This is a genomic window from Chryseobacterium sp. 3008163 (assembly GCF_003669035.1).
Taxonomy (GTDB): domain Bacteria; phylum Bacteroidota; class Bacteroidia; order Flavobacteriales; family Weeksellaceae; genus Chryseobacterium.
In genome coordinates this window covers 1,351,020-1,369,859 of the sequence record NZ_CP033070.1, presented here as the reverse complement: position 1 = coordinate 1,369,859, position 18,840 = coordinate 1,351,020, and the positions used below count along the sequence as shown (strand labels likewise).

At 32.6% G+C, this 18,840-nt stretch carries 12 protein-coding genes and 2 pseudogenes; 13 read left to right on the top strand and 1 reads right to left on the bottom strand.

What is annotated here, in order from left to right:
* Positions 1-16: 16 nt before the first annotated feature.
* Positions 17-1,330, top strand: coding sequence for a hypothetical protein (locus EAG08_RS06135; RefSeq protein ID WP_129534693.1), 1,314 nt, complete (start codon positions 17-19; stop codon positions 1,328-1,330).
* 15 nt (positions 1,331-1,345) lie between these two features.
* Entirely contained in the window at positions 1,346-2,542 is a 1,197-nt protein-coding gene (locus EAG08_RS06130) for an efflux RND transporter periplasmic adaptor subunit (RefSeq protein ID WP_185145181.1), read from the top strand.
* Between the two features lie 106 nt (positions 2,543-2,648).
* Here EAG08_RS06130 and EAG08_RS06125 read toward each other — a convergent pair whose 3' ends face one another.
* A complete protein-coding gene (locus EAG08_RS06125) occupies positions 2,649-2,849 on the bottom strand; it encodes a hypothetical protein (protein ID WP_129534691.1) in 201 nt (66 codons plus the stop codon).
* A 374-nt stretch (positions 2,850-3,223) separates the two neighbouring features.
* Here EAG08_RS06125 and glyA point away from each other — a divergent pair, with 374 nt between their 5' ends.
* The 11 genes and pseudogenes from glyA to EAG08_RS06070 all read left to right on the top strand — a co-directional run bounded on the left by glyA (position 3,224) and on the right by EAG08_RS06070 (position 18,832).
* Positions 3,224-4,489 (top strand): serine hydroxymethyltransferase, encoded by a 1,266-nt coding sequence (gene glyA / locus EAG08_RS06120; RefSeq protein WP_129534690.1) that lies wholly within the window; start codon positions 3,224-3,226, stop codon positions 4,487-4,489.
* A gap of 109 nt (positions 4,490-4,598) precedes the next feature.
* The gene (locus EAG08_RS06115; RefSeq protein ID WP_129534689.1) at positions 4,599-5,066 is read left to right on the top strand and encodes a regulatory protein RecX; all 468 of its coding nucleotides are present in this window, start codon (positions 4,599-4,601) and stop codon (positions 5,064-5,066) included.
* Positions 5,067-5,565: 499 nt separating this feature from the next.
* Positions 5,566-8,241 (top strand): gliding motility-associated C-terminal domain-containing protein, encoded by a 2,676-nt coding sequence (locus EAG08_RS06110; protein ID WP_228446794.1) that lies wholly within the window; start codon positions 5,566-5,568, stop codon positions 8,239-8,241.
* A gap of 150 nt (positions 8,242-8,391) precedes the next feature.
* The gene (locus tag EAG08_RS06105) at positions 8,392-8,682 is read left to right on the top strand and encodes a regulatory protein RecX (protein WP_228446793.1); all 291 of its coding nucleotides are present in this window, start codon (positions 8,392-8,394) and stop codon (positions 8,680-8,682) included.
* A gap of 108 nt (positions 8,683-8,790) precedes the next feature.
* A complete protein-coding gene (locus tag EAG08_RS06100) occupies positions 8,791-9,885 on the top strand; it encodes a DegT/DnrJ/EryC1/StrS family aminotransferase (RefSeq protein ID WP_129537224.1) in 1,095 nt (364 codons plus the stop codon).
* A gap of 103 nt (positions 9,886-9,988) precedes the next feature.
* Positions 9,989-11,917 (top strand): polysaccharide biosynthesis protein, encoded by a 1,929-nt coding sequence (locus EAG08_RS06095; RefSeq protein WP_129534687.1) that lies wholly within the window; start codon positions 9,989-9,991, stop codon positions 11,915-11,917.
* 121 nt (positions 11,918-12,038) lie between these two features.
* Positions 12,039-12,770, top strand: coding sequence for a polysaccharide biosynthesis/export family protein (locus EAG08_RS06090; protein ID WP_228446792.1), 732 nt, complete (start codon positions 12,039-12,041; stop codon positions 12,768-12,770).
* Positions 12,771-12,779: 9 nt separating this feature from the next.
* Positions 12,780-15,169 (top strand): annotated as a pseudogene (locus tag EAG08_RS06085) (GumC family protein).
* Position 15,170: 1 nt separating this feature from the next.
* Positions 15,171-16,466 (top strand): nucleotide sugar dehydrogenase, encoded by a 1,296-nt coding sequence (locus EAG08_RS06080; protein WP_129534685.1) that lies wholly within the window; start codon positions 15,171-15,173, stop codon positions 16,464-16,466.
* 9 nt (positions 16,467-16,475) lie between these two features.
* Positions 16,476-17,666: an L-2-hydroxyglutarate oxidase gene (lhgO, locus tag EAG08_RS06075; RefSeq protein WP_129534684.1), complete on the top strand. Its 1,191-nt coding sequence runs from the start codon at positions 16,476-16,478 to the stop codon at positions 17,664-17,666.
* 42 nt (positions 17,667-17,708) lie between these two features.
* Positions 17,709-18,832 (top strand): annotated as a pseudogene (locus tag EAG08_RS06070) (DegT/DnrJ/EryC1/StrS family aminotransferase).
* Positions 18,833-18,840 lie beyond the last annotated feature (8 nt).

Sequence of the window (18,840 nt, the reverse complement as noted above, 5' to 3'; positions counted from 1 at the left end):
CAGTCTCTTCAATTTTATGGAGACAGCTGCCAAGAAACAAGGGACTTCATTGAATTATAGACAATATATTGAGTCAAAATTATCTAATGACAAAGATTTCCAAAAGCTTATCAATGATTTTAAATCTCTTGATTTTAATGACGGAATTGTAAGGCAGGATTATCCGAAAGGAAGAAATTACAGAAAAAGTTATTTGACATTATTGATTGTTCAATCTTTAAAGTCCAAGGATTTAAATGATTTTAATGAAAGAATTACTGGAATTCTCCCTGTGAATGAACAGATGAGAATGTTTGATGTTTTAAAAAATGCGCAACCTTATTTCCGGAAATGTATTTGGAATGACAGCGAATTAAAGATAAAAAAACAGGTTGCAGCGTTGAAAAAATATCAGGATTTAAATTCTCAGATGTTTTTGAAGTTTAATAAATTTTATAAATCTTCCTGGAATCAGCAAATACCATTTTATGTAACTTTATATCCTATTCCTGGAAAAGATGGAAATACTGTTTCTACACCTCATGGAAATGCTCTGTGTATAGGAACTTTGACGGATGGAAATGATATTGAAGGAACTTTGAGCGTAACGATGCACGAAATGTGTCATATACTTTATCAGGAGCAGAGTCGTGAAGTGCAGGTTGAGCAGGAGAAGTATTTTAATGAAAATCCTTCAAAATATTCAAAACTTGCCTATTCTTATTTTAATGAAGCGGTTGCAACAGCTTTAGGAAATGGTTATGCATGGAAAGTTCTAAAGAAGGGAGCTTTAGATAAAGGTGAGTGGTATAATAATCCTACCATCAATCTCTTCGCAAAAGCTATTTATCCGATGACGGAAAAATATCTTGAAAAAAATAAATCTATTGATAAAGATTTTATAGATCATGCTATAAAAATGTTTGGCGAAACTTTTCCGGATTCCATTTATGAATATGCTCAAAATTTTAATACCATTAATATCTATACGGATGATATCGATGGGAATTATATTTTCGACAGTTTCTTTGAATATTTTGATGCAAACAATGTCGGCATAAGCAGCCCAATGAAAAATATTTCGCAAAGTCCGAAACTTTTAGAAGATAACTCGTCTTTTATAATCATTTTAGATAAACTGCAGAAAGAATATCTGGAAGAATTAAAAACAGTTTTTCCCGAAATTAAAAATATTAATTATGATCAGTCTACACAAAATATTAGTTTTCTGGATGCAAAAAACAGAATGATTGTAATGCTTTTCATTAATAAAAAAGAAGATTTGAAAGCAGCTATAGAAAAACTTTCAAAATACAAGAAAATAGAAAAAAATAAACGTATTCAATATTAAAAATAAACTATACATATGAAAAAGAAGTTCACCTGGAAAAAAGCAATTTATATCGTCTTGGGACTTTTATTGGCATGGGCATTATTTGCAGGAATCAGTTATCTTGTAAAATCAAATTCTAAAGAAAGTGAGGCGTTCCTTACCAGAAAACCGACCGTTCAGAATATGGATGACAAAGTGATGGCGACAGGAAAAATTATTCCAAAAGAAGAAATTGAGATTAAACCGAATATTGCCGGAATCATCGATAAAATCTTGGTTGATGAAGGTGACAGAGTAGAAGCTGGACAATTGATTGCGACTGTGAAAATCATCCCAAACATCGCTGAGGTCAACAATGCGCAACAGGAAGTTATGAATTCTCAACTTCAGATCAGCAATGCGAAAATGAATGCTGATAATATGCAGAAGCAGTTTGCGATGCAGCAAAAACTATTCAGCCAGGGTGTAATTTCAAAACAAGAATATCTGAATTCTCAGCAACAATTATATTCAATGCAGCAAAGTGTGAAAAATGCTAATCAGCAACTTCAGACTGCGCAAAAAAGATTACAGATTGTAAAAACAGGTGCGATTCCTGAATTACAAGGTTTGGCGACGACTCAGATCCGTTCAAAAGCTTCAGGAACTGTTCTTGAAGTTCCGGTAAAAGTGGGGAGTCAGGTAATTGAGGCTAACTCTTTCAACGCAGGGACTACGATTTGTTCGATAGCAGATTTGAATTCTTTGATTTTTCAAGGTGAAATTGATGAAGCTCAGGCTGGAAAATTGAAGCAAGGAATGGATATGAACATCGTTATCGGTGCTTTGCAAAATAAATCTTTCCCGGGAAGACTGACGATGATCGCTCCAAAAGGAAAAGACAACAACGGAACCATAAAATTCCCTGTGGAAGGAGATGTTCATAATCCGAATAACGAATACATCAGAGCCGGATTTTCAGCAAATGGTGAAATCGTTATGAGTTCTCAGAAAAATGCTTTGTTATTGGATGAATCTTTGGTGCAGTATGAAAAAAGCAATGGTAAAGACAAAGCTTTTGTTGAAGTAAAGCAGCCGGACGGAAAATTCAAAAAAGTGTATGTGAAATTAGGAGCAAGCGACGGTATCAATGTACAGATTCTTTCAGGAATTGATAAAAACGCAAATGTAAAAGTCTGGAATCCTTCTGATAAAGATAAAGAAGAATTAAAAGAAAAAGCGAAGAAGTAATCGCAAGCCATAGATAAAAAAGTCCCGGATTTCCGGGACTTTTTGTTTTACTATTCTTTAACCTAAAAGGTTTAAATTTAAATTTTAATAAAAAATTGACGTTAAATTAACTTAAAAATTTAATTTCTTTATCTTTAAATTTATTTTTTATCACCAATTTATTCATTGTTTTCAACATTTGTCGGCGAAGTTTGGCTAATTTTCTTATGTTTTTATCTTCGCTGTAATCAAAAATATTATCCTTGAAACTAAATGTGTCACCATCTTTGAACGTGATATTGTTTTTCTTCAATTCCCTCTGTATCATAAGATTGGTCATGCTTTTAAGGATTAAATATTCAGATTTACCAAGAGATTTCAAAGAAGTAAGCAATTGTTTTTTGTATTTTTCTTTCCCATAATTCAGACTATTTTTTCCTTTTTAAGATTTGTTCAAATATATATTTTTCTTAACAAACTTTTTTAAAATTAGTCAAAATTTATTCCTCGAATTCTATAAAATGTAATCTTAACGAATTTTATGAAATTTCCTTTATCAAGCTTTAATAAAAGAAAATTTAAACAAATTTCTATAAAAATGCTGCATGATTAATCAATTGTAAATTAATGGACTGATTGATAACAAATAATTCTCTAAAATTCCGTAATTTTGGCATTCAAAATCTAAAAATCTAAAAGTAAATGGACATTATTTTTGACCTTATCGAAAAAGAAAGAGAAAGACAATCCCACGGATTAGAACTTATTGCTTCAGAAAACTTTGTTTCTGAAAATGTAATGAAAGCAATGGGAAGTGTACTTACAAACAAATATGCAGAAGGATATCCCGGAAAAAGATATTACGGTGGTTGTGAAGTAGTAGATGAGGTTGAGACTTTGGCAATCAACAGAGCTAAAGAACTTTTCGGAGTAGATTATGTAAATGTTCAGCCACATTCTGGTTCTCAGGCGAATGCTGCGATTTATTTGGCAGTTTTGAAACCGGGAGACAAAATCATGGGAATGGATCTTTCTATGGGAGGTCACCTTACTCACGGTTCTGCAGTGAATTTCTCAGGAATTCAGTACGATGTAGTTTCCTACGGTGTTCAGCAGGAGACCGGTTTGATTGATTATGACCAAATGAGAGAAGTGGCGTTAAGAGAAAGACCAAAAATGTTAATTGCAGGTTTTTCAGCTTATTCAAGAGATTTAGATTATACAAAATTCAGAGAGGTTGCAGACGAAATAGGAGCTACACTTTGGGCAGATATTGCACACCCTGCAGGTCTAGTTGCAAAAGGTTTATTAAATAATCCATTCGAGCATTGCCATGTTGTAACAACAACAACTCACAAGACTCTAAGAGGTCCAAGAGGTGGAATGATCATGATGGGTAAAGATTTTGAAAATACTTACGGTCACAAAACACCAAAAGGAGAAATTAAGCAAATGAGTCAGGTTCTTGATGGAGCTGTTTTCCCGGGAATCCAGGGAGGTCCATTGGAGCATGTAATTGCCGGTAAAGCTGTTGCATTTGCTGAAGCAATCGATGATCAGTTTTTAACGTACGCAAAACAAGTACAGTCTAATGCTAAGGCTTTATCAAAGGCAATGGTAGATTTAGGTTTTGATATTGTAAGCGGCGGTACAGATAACCACTTGATGTTGGTAGATCTTAGAAACAAAGGTGTAAACGGAAAAGAAACTGAGAAAGCTTTGGTAAAAGCAGATATTACTTGTAATAAAAACATGGTTCCTTTTGATGATAAATCTCCGTTCACAACTTCTGGAATCAGATTAGGAACTGCGGCTATTACAACAAGAGGTCTTAAAGAAAATGATATGGAAACTATTGCAGGATTGATTTCTGAAGTAGTAGACAATATCAAAAACGAAGAATTAATTTCTGAAGTTAGAAAAAAAGTAAACGGATTGATGGAAGGTAAAGCTTTATTCAATTACTAACCAGCTATTGGCTTTTTAGCTTTAAATAAATCAAATAATATAAAGAGGTGCAAATTATTTTGTGCCTCTTTTTAATAAGTCGTAATTTTTAATTACTCATAATCTAAATATGCAGTCGGAAAAAAAACTTTTCACCTTTGAAGAAACTAAACAAAAGCTAGTTAATTATTGTGTGTATCAGGATCGTTGCCATGCTGAGGTGGAGCAGAAGATGAGAGAATTTGTGTTGATTCCAGAGGCAAAAGAGGAAATTCTTTTATATTTAATGAAAGAAAATTATCTGAATGAAGAACGTTTTACAAGAAGTTATATTCGAGGAAAATTCTACATTAAAAGTTGGGGCAAAACCAAAATCAAGATATATCTCAAGCAAAAAGGGATCACAGAAAAGTTGATTGCCAAAAGCTTTGATGAAATTGACGAGGGTGATTACGTGAAAACAATACAAAGATTATACGAAAATTACGAATCAAAACTGAAAGGATTACAAGCGTATCAGAAGAAATCTAAAACCATAAAGTACCTTTTAAGCAGGGGTTTTGAATATGAGGTGATTTTGCAACTGACTGAAAATTAAGATAATTGTGATTTTAAATCTTTATTGAGTTTTTTCGGGACGAAAGGTGAATTTTGAACTAGAAATGTTTCTGTTAGAATGAATGAAAACATTCATTTATCAAATATATTGCTGTCTAGAATATATTATTAGGAGTTTTTTATTGTAAAAAGAAAATTTGCTACTATATATAACTGTAATTACTTTTTGATATTATAAATTATTAATGAATGATAATAAGATAAAAAATGAATGGAATTAATATTATGAATATGTTATTTTAATATTTTTTATGATTATTTTAGGAAATAAAAAGGGAGATTTGTATATTTAAGACGAGAGATAGCTCTGATGTTAAATGAAAATGATTAATTATGAAAAAGCTTTTATTTTTTTACTCCCTATTTTTTTATTTAGTAATTTTCTTTACGCCCAGCGAGACACTGATCATTGGTTTGCTCCTTATTATGATAGTTCTTCTACAAATTATGTTCATGCACTTTATTTTTCAACAGATTCAGTGACTCCTTTTCAGGTGCGAATATTTAATAATAATAATCAGATCGGAACGGTAACTATAAGTAAAGGCAGTCCGCAGGTTTTCAATGTTCCGACTGCTTTGATAAAAGCTAATTTAGTAAATAATGCAGCTCAGGTTAGGACTTTGGGTCTATATACAAACGGTAATTTACCTTATTTTGCTACACTCAGGATTTATAGTCAGTTTCATGGTGAAGTAGTAACTTCCAAAGGAAGGGCTGGGCTCGGACGTTTTTTTCTTAATGCTTCAGCGCCTTTAACATATGGCTCAGGGATTTTAAATTTTACTACAGGTATATTAGCTATTGAAGATAATACAAAAGTTACTGTTTCAAATTTTGATAATGGAGTACAGTTTATTAATGTTGCGGGAAATCCAACAACTATTACTTTTATTTTGAACAAAGGACAATCTTATATATTAGCTGGTCAATCAACTGTTACTGCTAACCGAACAGGTTTTATTGGAGCAAAAATAGTTTCAGATAAACCTATTTCGTTAACCAATGGAAATGCGAATGGATTTTATGCAACAACAAATAACCCTTTTGGGTCTGACTTGATTTTAGATCAATCTGTACCAACAACAAGATTAGGTTCTGAGTTTGCTGTAGTAAGAGGATTATCAACGAGTCCTGACAACATGGAAGGAGGGATAATTATTGCGTCAGAAGATAATACTCAGATTTTTTTGAATAATAATCCTCTTCCAGCAGCAACAATTAATGAGGGCGAATTTTATAGAATTTTATCTTCTGCCTATGTAAATCAAGGGCAAGGACATTTTAATTTACTTGTTAAGACTTCCAAAAATGTGTATTTCTACCAATTAGTCGGAGCTGCTGGAAATACAAATTTTACTGGAGGCTTTAATTATATTCCTCCACTCAACTGCTATTTACCAAAAAAGATTGATGAAATAGGATTAATTAATCAGATGCCAACTTACACTGGGAATATTAACTTAAAACTCAATATTATAACGGAAACGGGGGCGAGTATAACAATAAATGGCGTGACGCCAACAGCAGCTCAGGGGCCATATCCTGTAACAGGGACAAATCAATGGGTAACCTATTCAATTCAAGGAATTTCCGGTAATTTAACTATTAACTCTAACCGTGCTGTTACTGCGGGAATGAATGGTGGTTATTCAAACGCCGGTTATGGCGGTTTTTTTGCCGGTTTTTCTTCATTACCGGCGATTACAAGATTAACGGGCGATTGTATTCCGAATATAATTCTTCGTATAGAAGCTATTTATGACACTTATCAATGGTATTTAAACGGAGTTCTAATTCCTGGTGCGACCAGTAGTACTTTTACACCAGTTCAGGGAGGTGCTTATAGTTTAATGGTAAGTACGGGGGGCTGTGCTCCAATTATGACTGCGAATTATAAAGTGTATACTTGTCTTTATGAAACAGCACAGACTACTACTATGTGCGAAAGTTCACTTATGATAACACCTCAATTTTCGACCTCGCAGCAAGCAGTTTTAAATTCTTCAGTCCATATTATTACACAACCCACAAACGGTACGGCAGTAGTAAACCCTGCAACTGGAGTAATAACCTATACTCCAAATACAGGCTTTTTAGGTACAGATACTATTTCCTATCAGTTTTGTAGTAATGTTCAGGATTTTCAGGATTGTGAATTGATTACCCATACAATAAATGTAATACCAATTCCCATAGTCAATAATGCTGTTTTGCGTGCCTGTGCAATTGAAACCAATCCATCAACCGGTTTGTTTGATCTTACTACAGCACCAGTTAATGCTCAGCCAGGTGTCGTGAAAACCTACTTTACATCATATAATAATGCGGTTAACAATACGAATCCTATTTCTGCTGTTTCAGCATCCGCATACACGTCAGCCAACGCAACAATTTTTGTAAGGGTAGGGTATTCCGGAGGTTGTTTTAAAATTGCTGAAATACAGCTGTTTATTATTCCTTTGGTCTATTCGCAAACTTTATTAGATCAAACCATCTGTCAAGGAGCTACCACAACGCTGGACGCAGGTGTCGGTTATGATTCTTATCAATGGAGTACTGGGGCAACAACCTCTTCTATCACTGGGGTTGGAGTAGGAACTTATTGGGTGAAACTGACAAAAGGACAGTGTACTGTTCAGCAATATGTTAATGTATTTGCTGCTTCGCCGCCAGTAATAAGCAATGTAGAGATAAAATCAAATGGATTTACGGTTACAGTGACTGGAGGGAATCCTCCGTATGAATATTCTATCGATGGATTCAATTGGAGTGCGTCTAATGTTTTTACCAATGTCATGCGTGGAGATATTACAGTGTATGTACGGGATAGGTACAAGTGTACTCCAGTGAAATATGAATTTTTTCTTCCAAATATTGTGAACGCTATTACTCCCAATGGTGATGGGCATAATGATATCTTAAATTATGCAGGATTAAGTACCTACCCTAACTTTAGATTTGAAGTCTTTAACAGATATGGTGCTGTGGTTTTTTTAGGAAGTAAAAATAATAATTATACTTGGGACGGAACAATAAATAATAATATTAAACTTCCAACCGGAACCTATTGGTATAAATTAAGCTGGAGCGATCCCAAAAGCAGAGTTCTGATAAACTATATAGGGTGGATACTGCTTAAAAATCGGGAATAAATGATGATTTGTAATTATGAAAATCAGGTTTTCCCTTTTATAAATAATTATGTCTAAAATATTGTTTTCTACTTTAAACTGACGATTTCAAAGACTGAAATTAGGGACTGTTTATATTTTTTGTGTAGTATTTTGATTTTCAGTGAATTCATGATTCCAGTGGCAAAAGAGGAAATTCTTTTGTATTTAATGAAAGAAAATTATCTGAATGAGAAACGTTTTACAAGAAGTTATATTCGAGGAAAATTCTACATTAAAAGTTGGGGGAAAACCAAAATCAAAATGCATCTCAAGCAAAAAGGGATTACGGAAAAGTTGATTACTAAAAGCTTTGATGAAATTGATGAGGATGATTACGAGAAAAGAATACAAAGATTATATGAAAATTACGAGTCAAAACTGAAAGGGTTGCAAGCGTATCGGAAGAAATCTAAACCATAAGTGCCTTTTAAGCAGATGTTTTGAATATGATAAAATAAATGATACATTTGATAAAACATAAAATACAAATTTTTGAATAACAATAAAATTTGGCTTTCACCACCCATTATGGGCGGAAGTGAGCTAGTATATATACAAAACGCATTAGATTCAAATTGGGTTTCTCAATATGGCTCAAATATAGATGAATTTGAAAAGAATTTAGAACAATATTTGGGGGAGAATTCTCATGTTTCTGCTTTATCTTCAGGAACTGCCGCTATTCATCTGGGGCTGAAACTTCTCAATGTTGAAGAAGATGATTTTGTGATTTGTCAATCTTTCACTTTTGTAGCCTCTGCCAATCCTATTTTATATTTAAAAGCAATTCCGGTATTTGTTGATAGCGAAAAAGACACTTGGAATATTTGTCCGAATGCATTGGAAGATGCAATCAAATTTTGTTTAAGTGAAGGGAAAAAGCCGAAAGCCATTATTGCCGTTTCGTCATACGGAATGCCTTTTAAGGTTGACGAAATCTTAGCTTTGTCAAAAAAATATGAAATTCCGGTTTTGGAAGACAGTGCAGAGGCGTTAGGAAGTAAATATAAAAATAAACCGTGCGGAACTTTTGGGGATTTGTCGGTCATTAGTTTTAATGGAAACAAAATTATAACCACTTCGGGTGGCGGAATATTAATCTCAAAAACTCAATCTGAGAAAGATAAAATTTTGTTTTTGGCGACTCAATCAAAAGATAAAGCAGATTATTACAGCCATTCTGAAATAGGATATAATTATAAAATGAGTAACATCTCTGCTGGCATTGGTAGAGGGCAGATGGAAGTTTTGGAGGAGAGAATACATCAAAAAAGAGAAAATCACGACTTTTATAAGAATTTAATAGAAAATTTAGAAGGTATTACTCTTTTTTCAGCACCAAGCGAAGATTTCTTTTCTAATTTTTGGTTAAATACCATTACAATAGAAAATAGTAAGTTTTCACCCGAAATACTTAAAAAGTATTTTGCAGAAGTAAATATTGAAACAAGATATCTTTGGAAGCCCATGCATCTTCAGCCTTTGTATGAGAAATATCATTTTTTCGGGAATAATTTCTGTGGTAAGCTTTTCGATAGAGGACTGTGTTTGCCTTCAGGCACTTCACTTACAGATACTTGTAAAGATACTATAAGTGGGGCATTTAAAATTATGTCAAATTAATTTTAAAAGATAAAATTTTATCATACTTTTGTGCGGTATTTCGAAGGGTAAATCGTGTCTTAGAAATACAAAGCACATATATTAAATATGAACAACAATATTAATGTTTAGTTCTGTAAGAAAGAAAATGTTTAGAGGAGATAATGTTGTTAATCTCTCAGATGTAAGGTATCTTCCTCGTTGGATTATACTGGGTATTGATATTCTAATTTTAATCATTTCATTATTTCTCTCGACCTATATTATAGAAAAAATATCTCCACGTGAATTCATTTATCATGAGGAGCAAACGGTCGTTTTCGGATTCATTATTTTAATCAATGTTTTATTTATGTATGTTTTCAAGACATATGCAGGAATTATAAGACATTCTACATTTATAGATTTATTTAAACTTTTGATGGCGAGTTTCTGTACATCGTTTGTTGTAGGAGCTTCCAATATTATTTTACTTTGGATCTCTGGAGAAAAATTTATCCTTACGCCTTACCTCATATTATACTTTATAACATCCTTTATGGGATTGTTTTTATTCAGATTATATGTTAAAGAATTTTTTCATATAGTTCGTGAATATAGAAGAAGTGCTTTGAAAAAAAGAATATTAGTTTTGGGCATTGATGAGCAGTCTATTGCTATTGCAAGAGCTATTCTAGATAATCCAAGTTTACCTTATCAGGTAGTTGGTTTCCTTACACAACGTACAGATAGTAAGAGAGCATCTTTATTGGGAAAACCCATTTATTCTAAAAAGAGAATCGAAGAGAATACCAAAGATGATTTGATTATTGATGGAGTTATTGTTATAAAAGAAATGATGTCTAAAGATGAGATGAACTCTTGGGTAAATTTATTCTTAGAAAAAGATTTAAGAATTTACAAATCGCCATCTGTACAAAAATTGAGAGAAAGTGATTTGGGAGTTTCTATTAAAAACCTTCAAATAGAGGATCTTCTTAATAGAAGACCCATCAAGATTGAGAATGAAGAAGTAAGAACAAGACATTTTAATAAAAATATATTGGTAACTGGGGGAGCCGGATCAATAGGTAGCGAAATTGTAAGACAAGTTGCACAGTTTAATCCTGCACTTATTGTAGTTTTGGATCAGGCTGAAACACCTTTGTACGATATAGAATTAGAATTAAAAGAAAAATTCCCTCAGGTCAGATTCAAATTTGTATTAGCAGATGTTTCAAATAAGTATCGTGTAGAACCCATATTCGAAATGTATAATTTTTCTATGGTCTACCACGCTGCAGCGTATAAGCATGTGCCATTAGTTGAAGAAAATCCGCATGAAGCAATATTGGTAAATGTTTTGGGATCTAAAAATATTGCAACTTTATCAAGCAAGTATAAGGTTAATAGATTCGTTATGGTATCTACAGATAAAGCTGTAAACCCAACGAATGTGATGGGAGCATCAAAAAGAGCTGCTGAATTGCTTGTACAATCAATCCAAAATGTAGAAGGGAATACTACAAAATTTATCACTACGAGATTTGGTAATGTTTTAGGCTCAAATGGTTCTGTAATTCCTCACTTTAAAAGACAAATCGAGGCGGGCGGTCCGGTTACAATTACCCATCCTGATATTGTAAGATATTTTATGACTATTCCGGAAGCATGTGAGTTAGTATTACAAGCAGGAACGATGGGGAAAGGTGGTGAGATTTTTGTTTTTGATATGGGAGATCCTGTCAAAATACTTGATTTGGCACACAGAATGATAAAGTTGTCCGGTTTTGAGCCTCATGTTGATATTAAAATCATATATACAGGGTTACGCCCAGGCGAGAAATTATACGAAGAATTGCTCAGTGATGATGCAAAAACACTTCCTACACACAATGAAAAAATTATGATTTCGAAAGATCCAACGTTAGAATACTCAGAGATTGATACTTTAGTTAATCTGATTACCAAAGCGTCGATAAAGAGAGATAAAACTGATATTGTGAGAATTCTTAAAATAATTGTTCCTGAGTTTAAAAGCAACAATTCGATTTACGAAGTATTAGATAATTAAAAAAGATAAGTGTATATTTGCACAATTTTAAGACATGAAGAGTAAAATATTAATTATATTATCAACAATCATAATTGTTTCTTGCAGGACAAATCCTACTGCGAAAAATGATTTAAATTACATGCAAAACATAGAACAGGTAGCTATTGAGAATTCGATGAAAAATTCTAGTTCGACTATTCAGCCTGGAGATCAGTTAGTGATTCTCATCACTGCCAAAGATATGGATGTGGTAAAGCCATTTAATCAGAATTACTCTTCTTCAGAAATGATTCAGACAAATGCAATGGCGGGCGGAAATACACCTAATCAGGGTGTCAGTTCTATACAAGGACCAACATATATCGTAGATACAAATGGTACTATAAATTTTCCTATTTTGGGCATTTTAGATACCAATGGTAAGACTTTAGTTGATTTAAAAGAAGAGTTGAGAGAAAAAATGTTAAAGTATGTAATCAATCCTACAATTAGCATACGATTAGCCAATTTTAAAGTTACAGTTTTAGGGGAGGTAAACAGACAAGGTGATTATACAGTCGCAAATGGTCAAGCAACTATTTGGAATGCTTTGGGGATGGCAGGTGATCTTACAATGTATGGTAAAAGAAATGATGTATTGGTTGTAAGAACAGAAAATGGAGTAGTTTCTCATGGTAAAGTCAACTTACAAGATGCTTCTCTTATCAATTCTCCTTATTATAATTTAAAGCAAGGTGATGCTATCATCGTATCGGCAAATAACTCCAAAGATATTCAGGCTAAGCAGAATCCTAATACAGGTCTGTATTTAACTGCAGCATCTATTGCAATAACTGCGGCTGCCGTAGTGGTAACCTTAATCACAAAATAGAAAAAATTAATGGATAACCAATCTTCGCAATTTTCAGACGCAGAAAATAATTCAGAAAGTATCAATGTCAATGAAATTATTAGGCCCTATCTAAGAAAATGGCCTTGGTTTATTATTTCTGCATTATCATTTTCTGTATTATCATATTTTCTAATAAACTTTATTACCCCGGTTTATAATGTTAAAAGTACAATATTAATAAAAGATTCAAAAAATAATCCGTCGAGTGATGATAGTGGTGTTTTGCAGGATTTAACAGGTTTTGGGGGAATGAAAACCAATAGTATTGAAAATGAAATTGAAATACTAAAATCTAAAAGGTTGATGAGGGATGTTGTTACTTCACAAAATTTGCAGATTGACATTTTTACAAAAGATAAATTTAAAAGTATTGAACTTTACAAAAGGACTTCTCCAATAACTATCAGGCTGATTAATGAAAAGCCCGATGTAGCATTTCCAAAGAAGCCTTTGAATTTATCATTGAAAGGAGATAAAATTGTGATTTCTTCAGATGAGATGAGTAAAGAGGTTACTTCATTGTTTGGTCGCACAATCAGTTTACCATATGCCAACATTATCATAATTAAGAATAATAATTTTAATAAAGATTTGCTTAATGATTTAGATACTAGTAATCTTCAGATTGTATTTTCTACATTAGAATCTAAAGTCACCACACTTCAAAATATCACTAATGTTGCGGTAGTAAATAGAGATGCAACTGTAGTTGGCTTGGAAATAAACTACCCTGAGAAAAATAAAGCTGTTGATATCGTAAATTCATTAGTGAAAATATATAACAATGATGCTATTACAGATAAAAACAGTGAGTCCAAAAAAACTTTGGATTTTATTGAAGAAAGAGTTAAAAAACTTTCTGTAGAATTAGGTCAAGTAGAAAATGAGAAAGAAAATTTTAAATCATTAAACAACTTAACAGATCTTGAGACTGAAGCAAAAATAAATTTAGAAAGTTCTGCTGCAGCACATACGAAGCAATTAGATATTGATGCTGAGTTGGAGCTAACGAATTCTTTGATTGGATTTGTTTCAAAACAAAGCCAATATCAGATTCTTCCTTCTAATATTGGCTTGAGAAATCAAGAAGTGGCATCAGGAATTAATATATATAATCAGTTAATCATTCAAAGAAGTAAATTTTTAGAATCTGCTACTACAGAAAACCCAGCTGTTGTGGATATTACAAATCAAGTTAACAGTTTACGTCAATCTATTTCCGAGAGTTTACAAAGAAATAGAGTTGGATTAGAATTAGCTAAGAATGAGTATGTAGGTGAGCAAAGTAAAGTTTTTGGGAAAATATCAAAACTTCCCTCCATTGAAAAAATATTTAGAGGTATTGAAAGACAACAGCAGATTAAAGAAAATTTGTATCTGCTTTTACTTCAAAAAGAGAAGAGACTGCAATTGCACAATCTATCAATGCACCAAAAGGAAAAGTTATCGATTCTGGATATTCTTCTGATTTACCCGTTTCACCAAAGAAGAATGTTATTCTCATTGTTGCATTTATACTTGGATTGATTATACCGTTTTTAGTAATTTATTTAAAAGAATTACTTAATAATAAAATAAAGACAAAACATGACCTTGAAAAACTTGTTCGTGCCCCGATAATTGCAGAATTGCCTAGTCTTGAAAAAGGAGATTCTGAAATTGTTCAAATGAACGATATTACACCAATGGCGGAAGCATTTAGAATTCTTATTACGAACATGAATTTTATGCTTTCTAAAGATAAAAATGGTGGAAAAGTTGTTTTTGTAACCTCAACGGTAAAAGGAGAAGGAAAAACATTTACATCTGTTAACCTTGCATTAACCTTAGCCAATCCAAAGAAAAAAGCAATTATTATCGGTTCTGATATCAGAAATCCTCAGTTACAAAGATATAACCCCGCAAGAAAAGGTCTGACCGGGCTTACAGAATATCTATATTCAGATCAGACAACCCTTGATGAAGTTATTCATGTTTCGTCATTTAATCCGTATTTGGATGTAATTTATTCAGGGATGATCCCTCCAAACCCTACAGAATTATTATCAAATGGAAGATATGAAATGCTTCTAAATGAGTTAAGAGCAAGATATGATTATGTTATTTTAGATACTGCACCATTACTTCTGGTAACTGACACTTTCCTGATTGCAGAATTGGCAGATGTTACAATCTATGTTACAAGATCTAAATACACTGAAAAAGCTTTAATGGAATTCGCAAATAATAATATTAGCCAGAATAAAATTAAAAATGTAGGCTTTGTCTTAAATGATATTAGTAGAGAGAATTTAGGATACAGCAACAAATATGGTTATGGCTACAACAACCATAAAGAACACACATGGTTCGAAAAAATCAAAAATAAACTTAGCTAAAATGATGAAAACATATAAAATAGCGGTTATAGGACAAGGTTATGTAGGCTTGCCTTTATCTTTGGAATTTGCAGGTCATTATCCTGTTTTAGGATTTGATATTAATGCACAAAGAGTTGATCAGCTTAATGATGGCTTGGATATAACGCTTGAAGCTGATATTGAAAAACTTAATAACGGCTTAAAAAAATATAACGAATCAAATGGAAATACAGGATACAAGGCAACAAGTCAATTATCTGATATTGCTGAGGCTAATATTTTTATTGTAACTGTTCCTACTCCCATTGATCGGTATAATGCTCCGGATTTGAATCCGCTAATTTCTGCATCAAAAATGTTAGGAGAAATTATTAAAAAAGGAGATATTGTTATCTATGAATCTACAGTTTTCCCTGGCTGTACAGAAGAAGAATGTGTACCGGTTTTAGAGAAATATTCAGGATTAAAATTCAACGAAGACTTTTTCGTAGGATATTCTCCTGAAAGAATCAATCCTGGAGATAAAGTAAATACTTTAACGAGTGTTAAAAAAGTAACTTCGGGATCTACAGAAGATATTGCAGAAGAAGTAGATGATCTTTATAAAAAAATAATCACTGCAGGAACGCATAAAGCACCAAGCATTAAAGTAGCAGAAGCTTCTAAAGCAATAGAGAATGCTCAGCGTGATGTCAATATCTCTTTTGTAAATGAATTGGCTTTGATTTTCGACAGAGTGGGTATAGATACCAATGATGTTTTGGAAGCTGCAGGAACAAAATATAATTTTCTTAAATATAAACCAGGTTTAGTAGGTGGTCACTGTATTTCTGTTGATCCTTATTATTTGGCACATAAAGCAGAACAGCTTGGCTATCATCCTGATGTTATCTTATCGGGACGTAGAGTAAACGACTCTATTGCGAAATTTGTAGCTTCTAAAGTAGTCAAACTTCTTATTGCAAAAGGGGGAGTGATTAAAGATTCTCAGGCTTTGATTTTAGGATTTACTTTCAAAGAAAACTGTCCGGATGTAAGAAATACTAAAGTCGTGGATATTTATAAAGAACTCACAGATTTTGGGGTTAATGTTGATATTTATGACCCATGGGCAAGCAAAGAAGAAGTAAAACATGAATATGGAATTGATATTCTTGATGCTCTCATCGTTGGTAAAAAGTATGAATCACTTATCATTGCTGTTTCTCATAACGAATTTCTGGAGATGGATCTCAATCTATTGAAAAAAGAAAATGCAGTTGTATTTGACACCAAAGCTTGTTTAGATAGAAACTTGGTAGATGCACGTTTATAATCAAATAGCATGAATTATGACATCGTAATCATCGGTGCTGGTTTGGTAGGATTGGCAACTGCTTATCAGACAAAGCTTAAAAAACCTAATTCTAAGATTTTAATTTTAGAAAAGGAGAAAGATGTATCTTTACATCAATCTGGTCATAATAGCGGTGTAATTCATAGCGGAATTTATTATAAACCAGGAAGCTTAAAAGCGAAAAACTGTATTGAAGGTTATCATTCTGTAATAAATTTTGCTAAAGAATATGGAATTAAATATGATCTGTGTGGTAAAATAATTGTTGCGAGCTCTCAGGAAGAACTACCACTTTTAGATAATATTTATAAAAGAGGGATAGATAACGGTCTTGATAATTTAAAATATCTTTCAAGAGAAGAGTTTCGTGAAATTGAACCTCATTGCGAAGGAGTAAAAGCTATTAAAGTTCCTCAGACGGGTATTATCGATTATCCGGGAGTGGCTAAAAAAATAAAAGAATTATTTGAAGAGCTTGGCGGAGAGGTTAAATTTAATAATGAAGTAAAAGACATTATTAATAAAGATTCAGAAATTATTATTAAAACTAATCAATCTGAATTTAAAACAAAAAAACTGGTGTCATGTGCAGGTCTGTATTCAGATAAAATTACAAAAATGACCAATGAAAAGAATGATGTGATCATTATTCCATTCAGAGGTGAATATTATAAAATAAAAGACGAAAAGAAGCATCTTGTAAAGCATCTTATTTATCCGGTTCCAGATCCTAATTTTCCATTCTTGGGAGTTCATTTTACAAGAATGATCGATGGAAATATTGAAGCTGGTCCAAATGCGGTCCTAGCTTTTAAAAAAGAAGGATATCAATTTTTTGATTTCAATTTAAGTGAAACCATGCAGACATTAACATGGCCAGGATTTAGGAAGATTGTTGCAAAATATGGTAAAACGGGAATGGGGGAGGTGCATCGTTCTCTTTCAAAATCTGCATTTACCAAAGCTTTGCAAAAACTCATGCCGGAAATACAGGAAAATGATCTTGTGCCCGGAGGTTCAGGAGTAAGAGCACAGGCCTGTGATAGAAGTGGGGCACTAATTGATGATTTTGATATCGTTAAGAATGGTAATATTGTTCATGTAAGAAACGCACCTTCACCAGCCGCTACTTCATGTCTTTCTATAGGAAATAAAATTAGCGAGCTTATAGAGAATTAATTTTCCTCTAAAATTCGCACTACACAAAAACATAATTATTGTATGAAAATTCAAATGGTTGACTTAAAAAGTCAATATGAAAAAATAAAAAAAGAAGTAGATGCTGGCATTCAGAATTGTATAGATAATACAGCATTTATTAACGGACCTGCAGTAAAAGAATTTCAGCAGGATTTTGAAAAATATTTAAATGTAAAGCACGTCATTCCTTGTGCTAATGGTACAGATGCATTGCAAATCGCAATGATGGCATTAGAATTAAAACCTGGAGATGAAATCATTTGCCCAGCTTTTACCTACGTTGCTACTGCCGAAGTTATGGGACTTTTAGGATTAAAGCCTATAATGGTAGATGTAGATGAAAATACTTTTGACATTGAACTTAATGGTTTAGAAAAATATATTACTCCTAATACTAAAGCAATTGTTCCTGTTCATTTATATGGGCAAAGTGCTGATATGGAGAAAATTCTTGAATTTGCAGAAAAACATAATTTATTTGTAATTGAAGATAATGCACAAGCAATTGGTTCAGATTATACATTCTCTGATGGAACTGTCAAAAAATCAGGAACTATTGGTCATATAGGATGTACTTCTTTCTTCCCTTCAAAAAATTTAGGATGTTATGGAGATGGTGGAGCTTTAATGACCAATAATGATGATTTGGCATTAAAAATAAGAATGATCGCCAATCATGGTCAGGAAAAGAAATACCATCATAAAGTATTAGGCTGTAATTCAAGGTTAGATACTATTCAGGCAGCTGTTTTAAAAGTAAAACTAAAGCACTTGGATGAGTATTCTTCGGCCAGAAATAAAATGGCAGATTACTATGATAAAAATTTAGCCGAAATTTCAAACATTCAAATACCTGAAAGAGCAAAAAATTCCACTCATGTTTTCCACCAGTATACTCTAAAGGTTAAAAATGGTAAAAGGGATGAACTGCAAAAATATCTTGGTGAAAAAATATCCCAAGCATGATCTATTATCCGCTTCCATTATATAAGCAGGAGGCTTTTAAGCAATATGTAAATCAAGGTTTTCATCTGCCAGTTACAGAAAAACTTTGTGAAGAAGTTATCTCACTTCCTATTCATACGGAGTTTGATAAGGAGGTATTAGATTTTATTATCTATGAGATTAAAAACTTTTTTAATTAATAATCAAT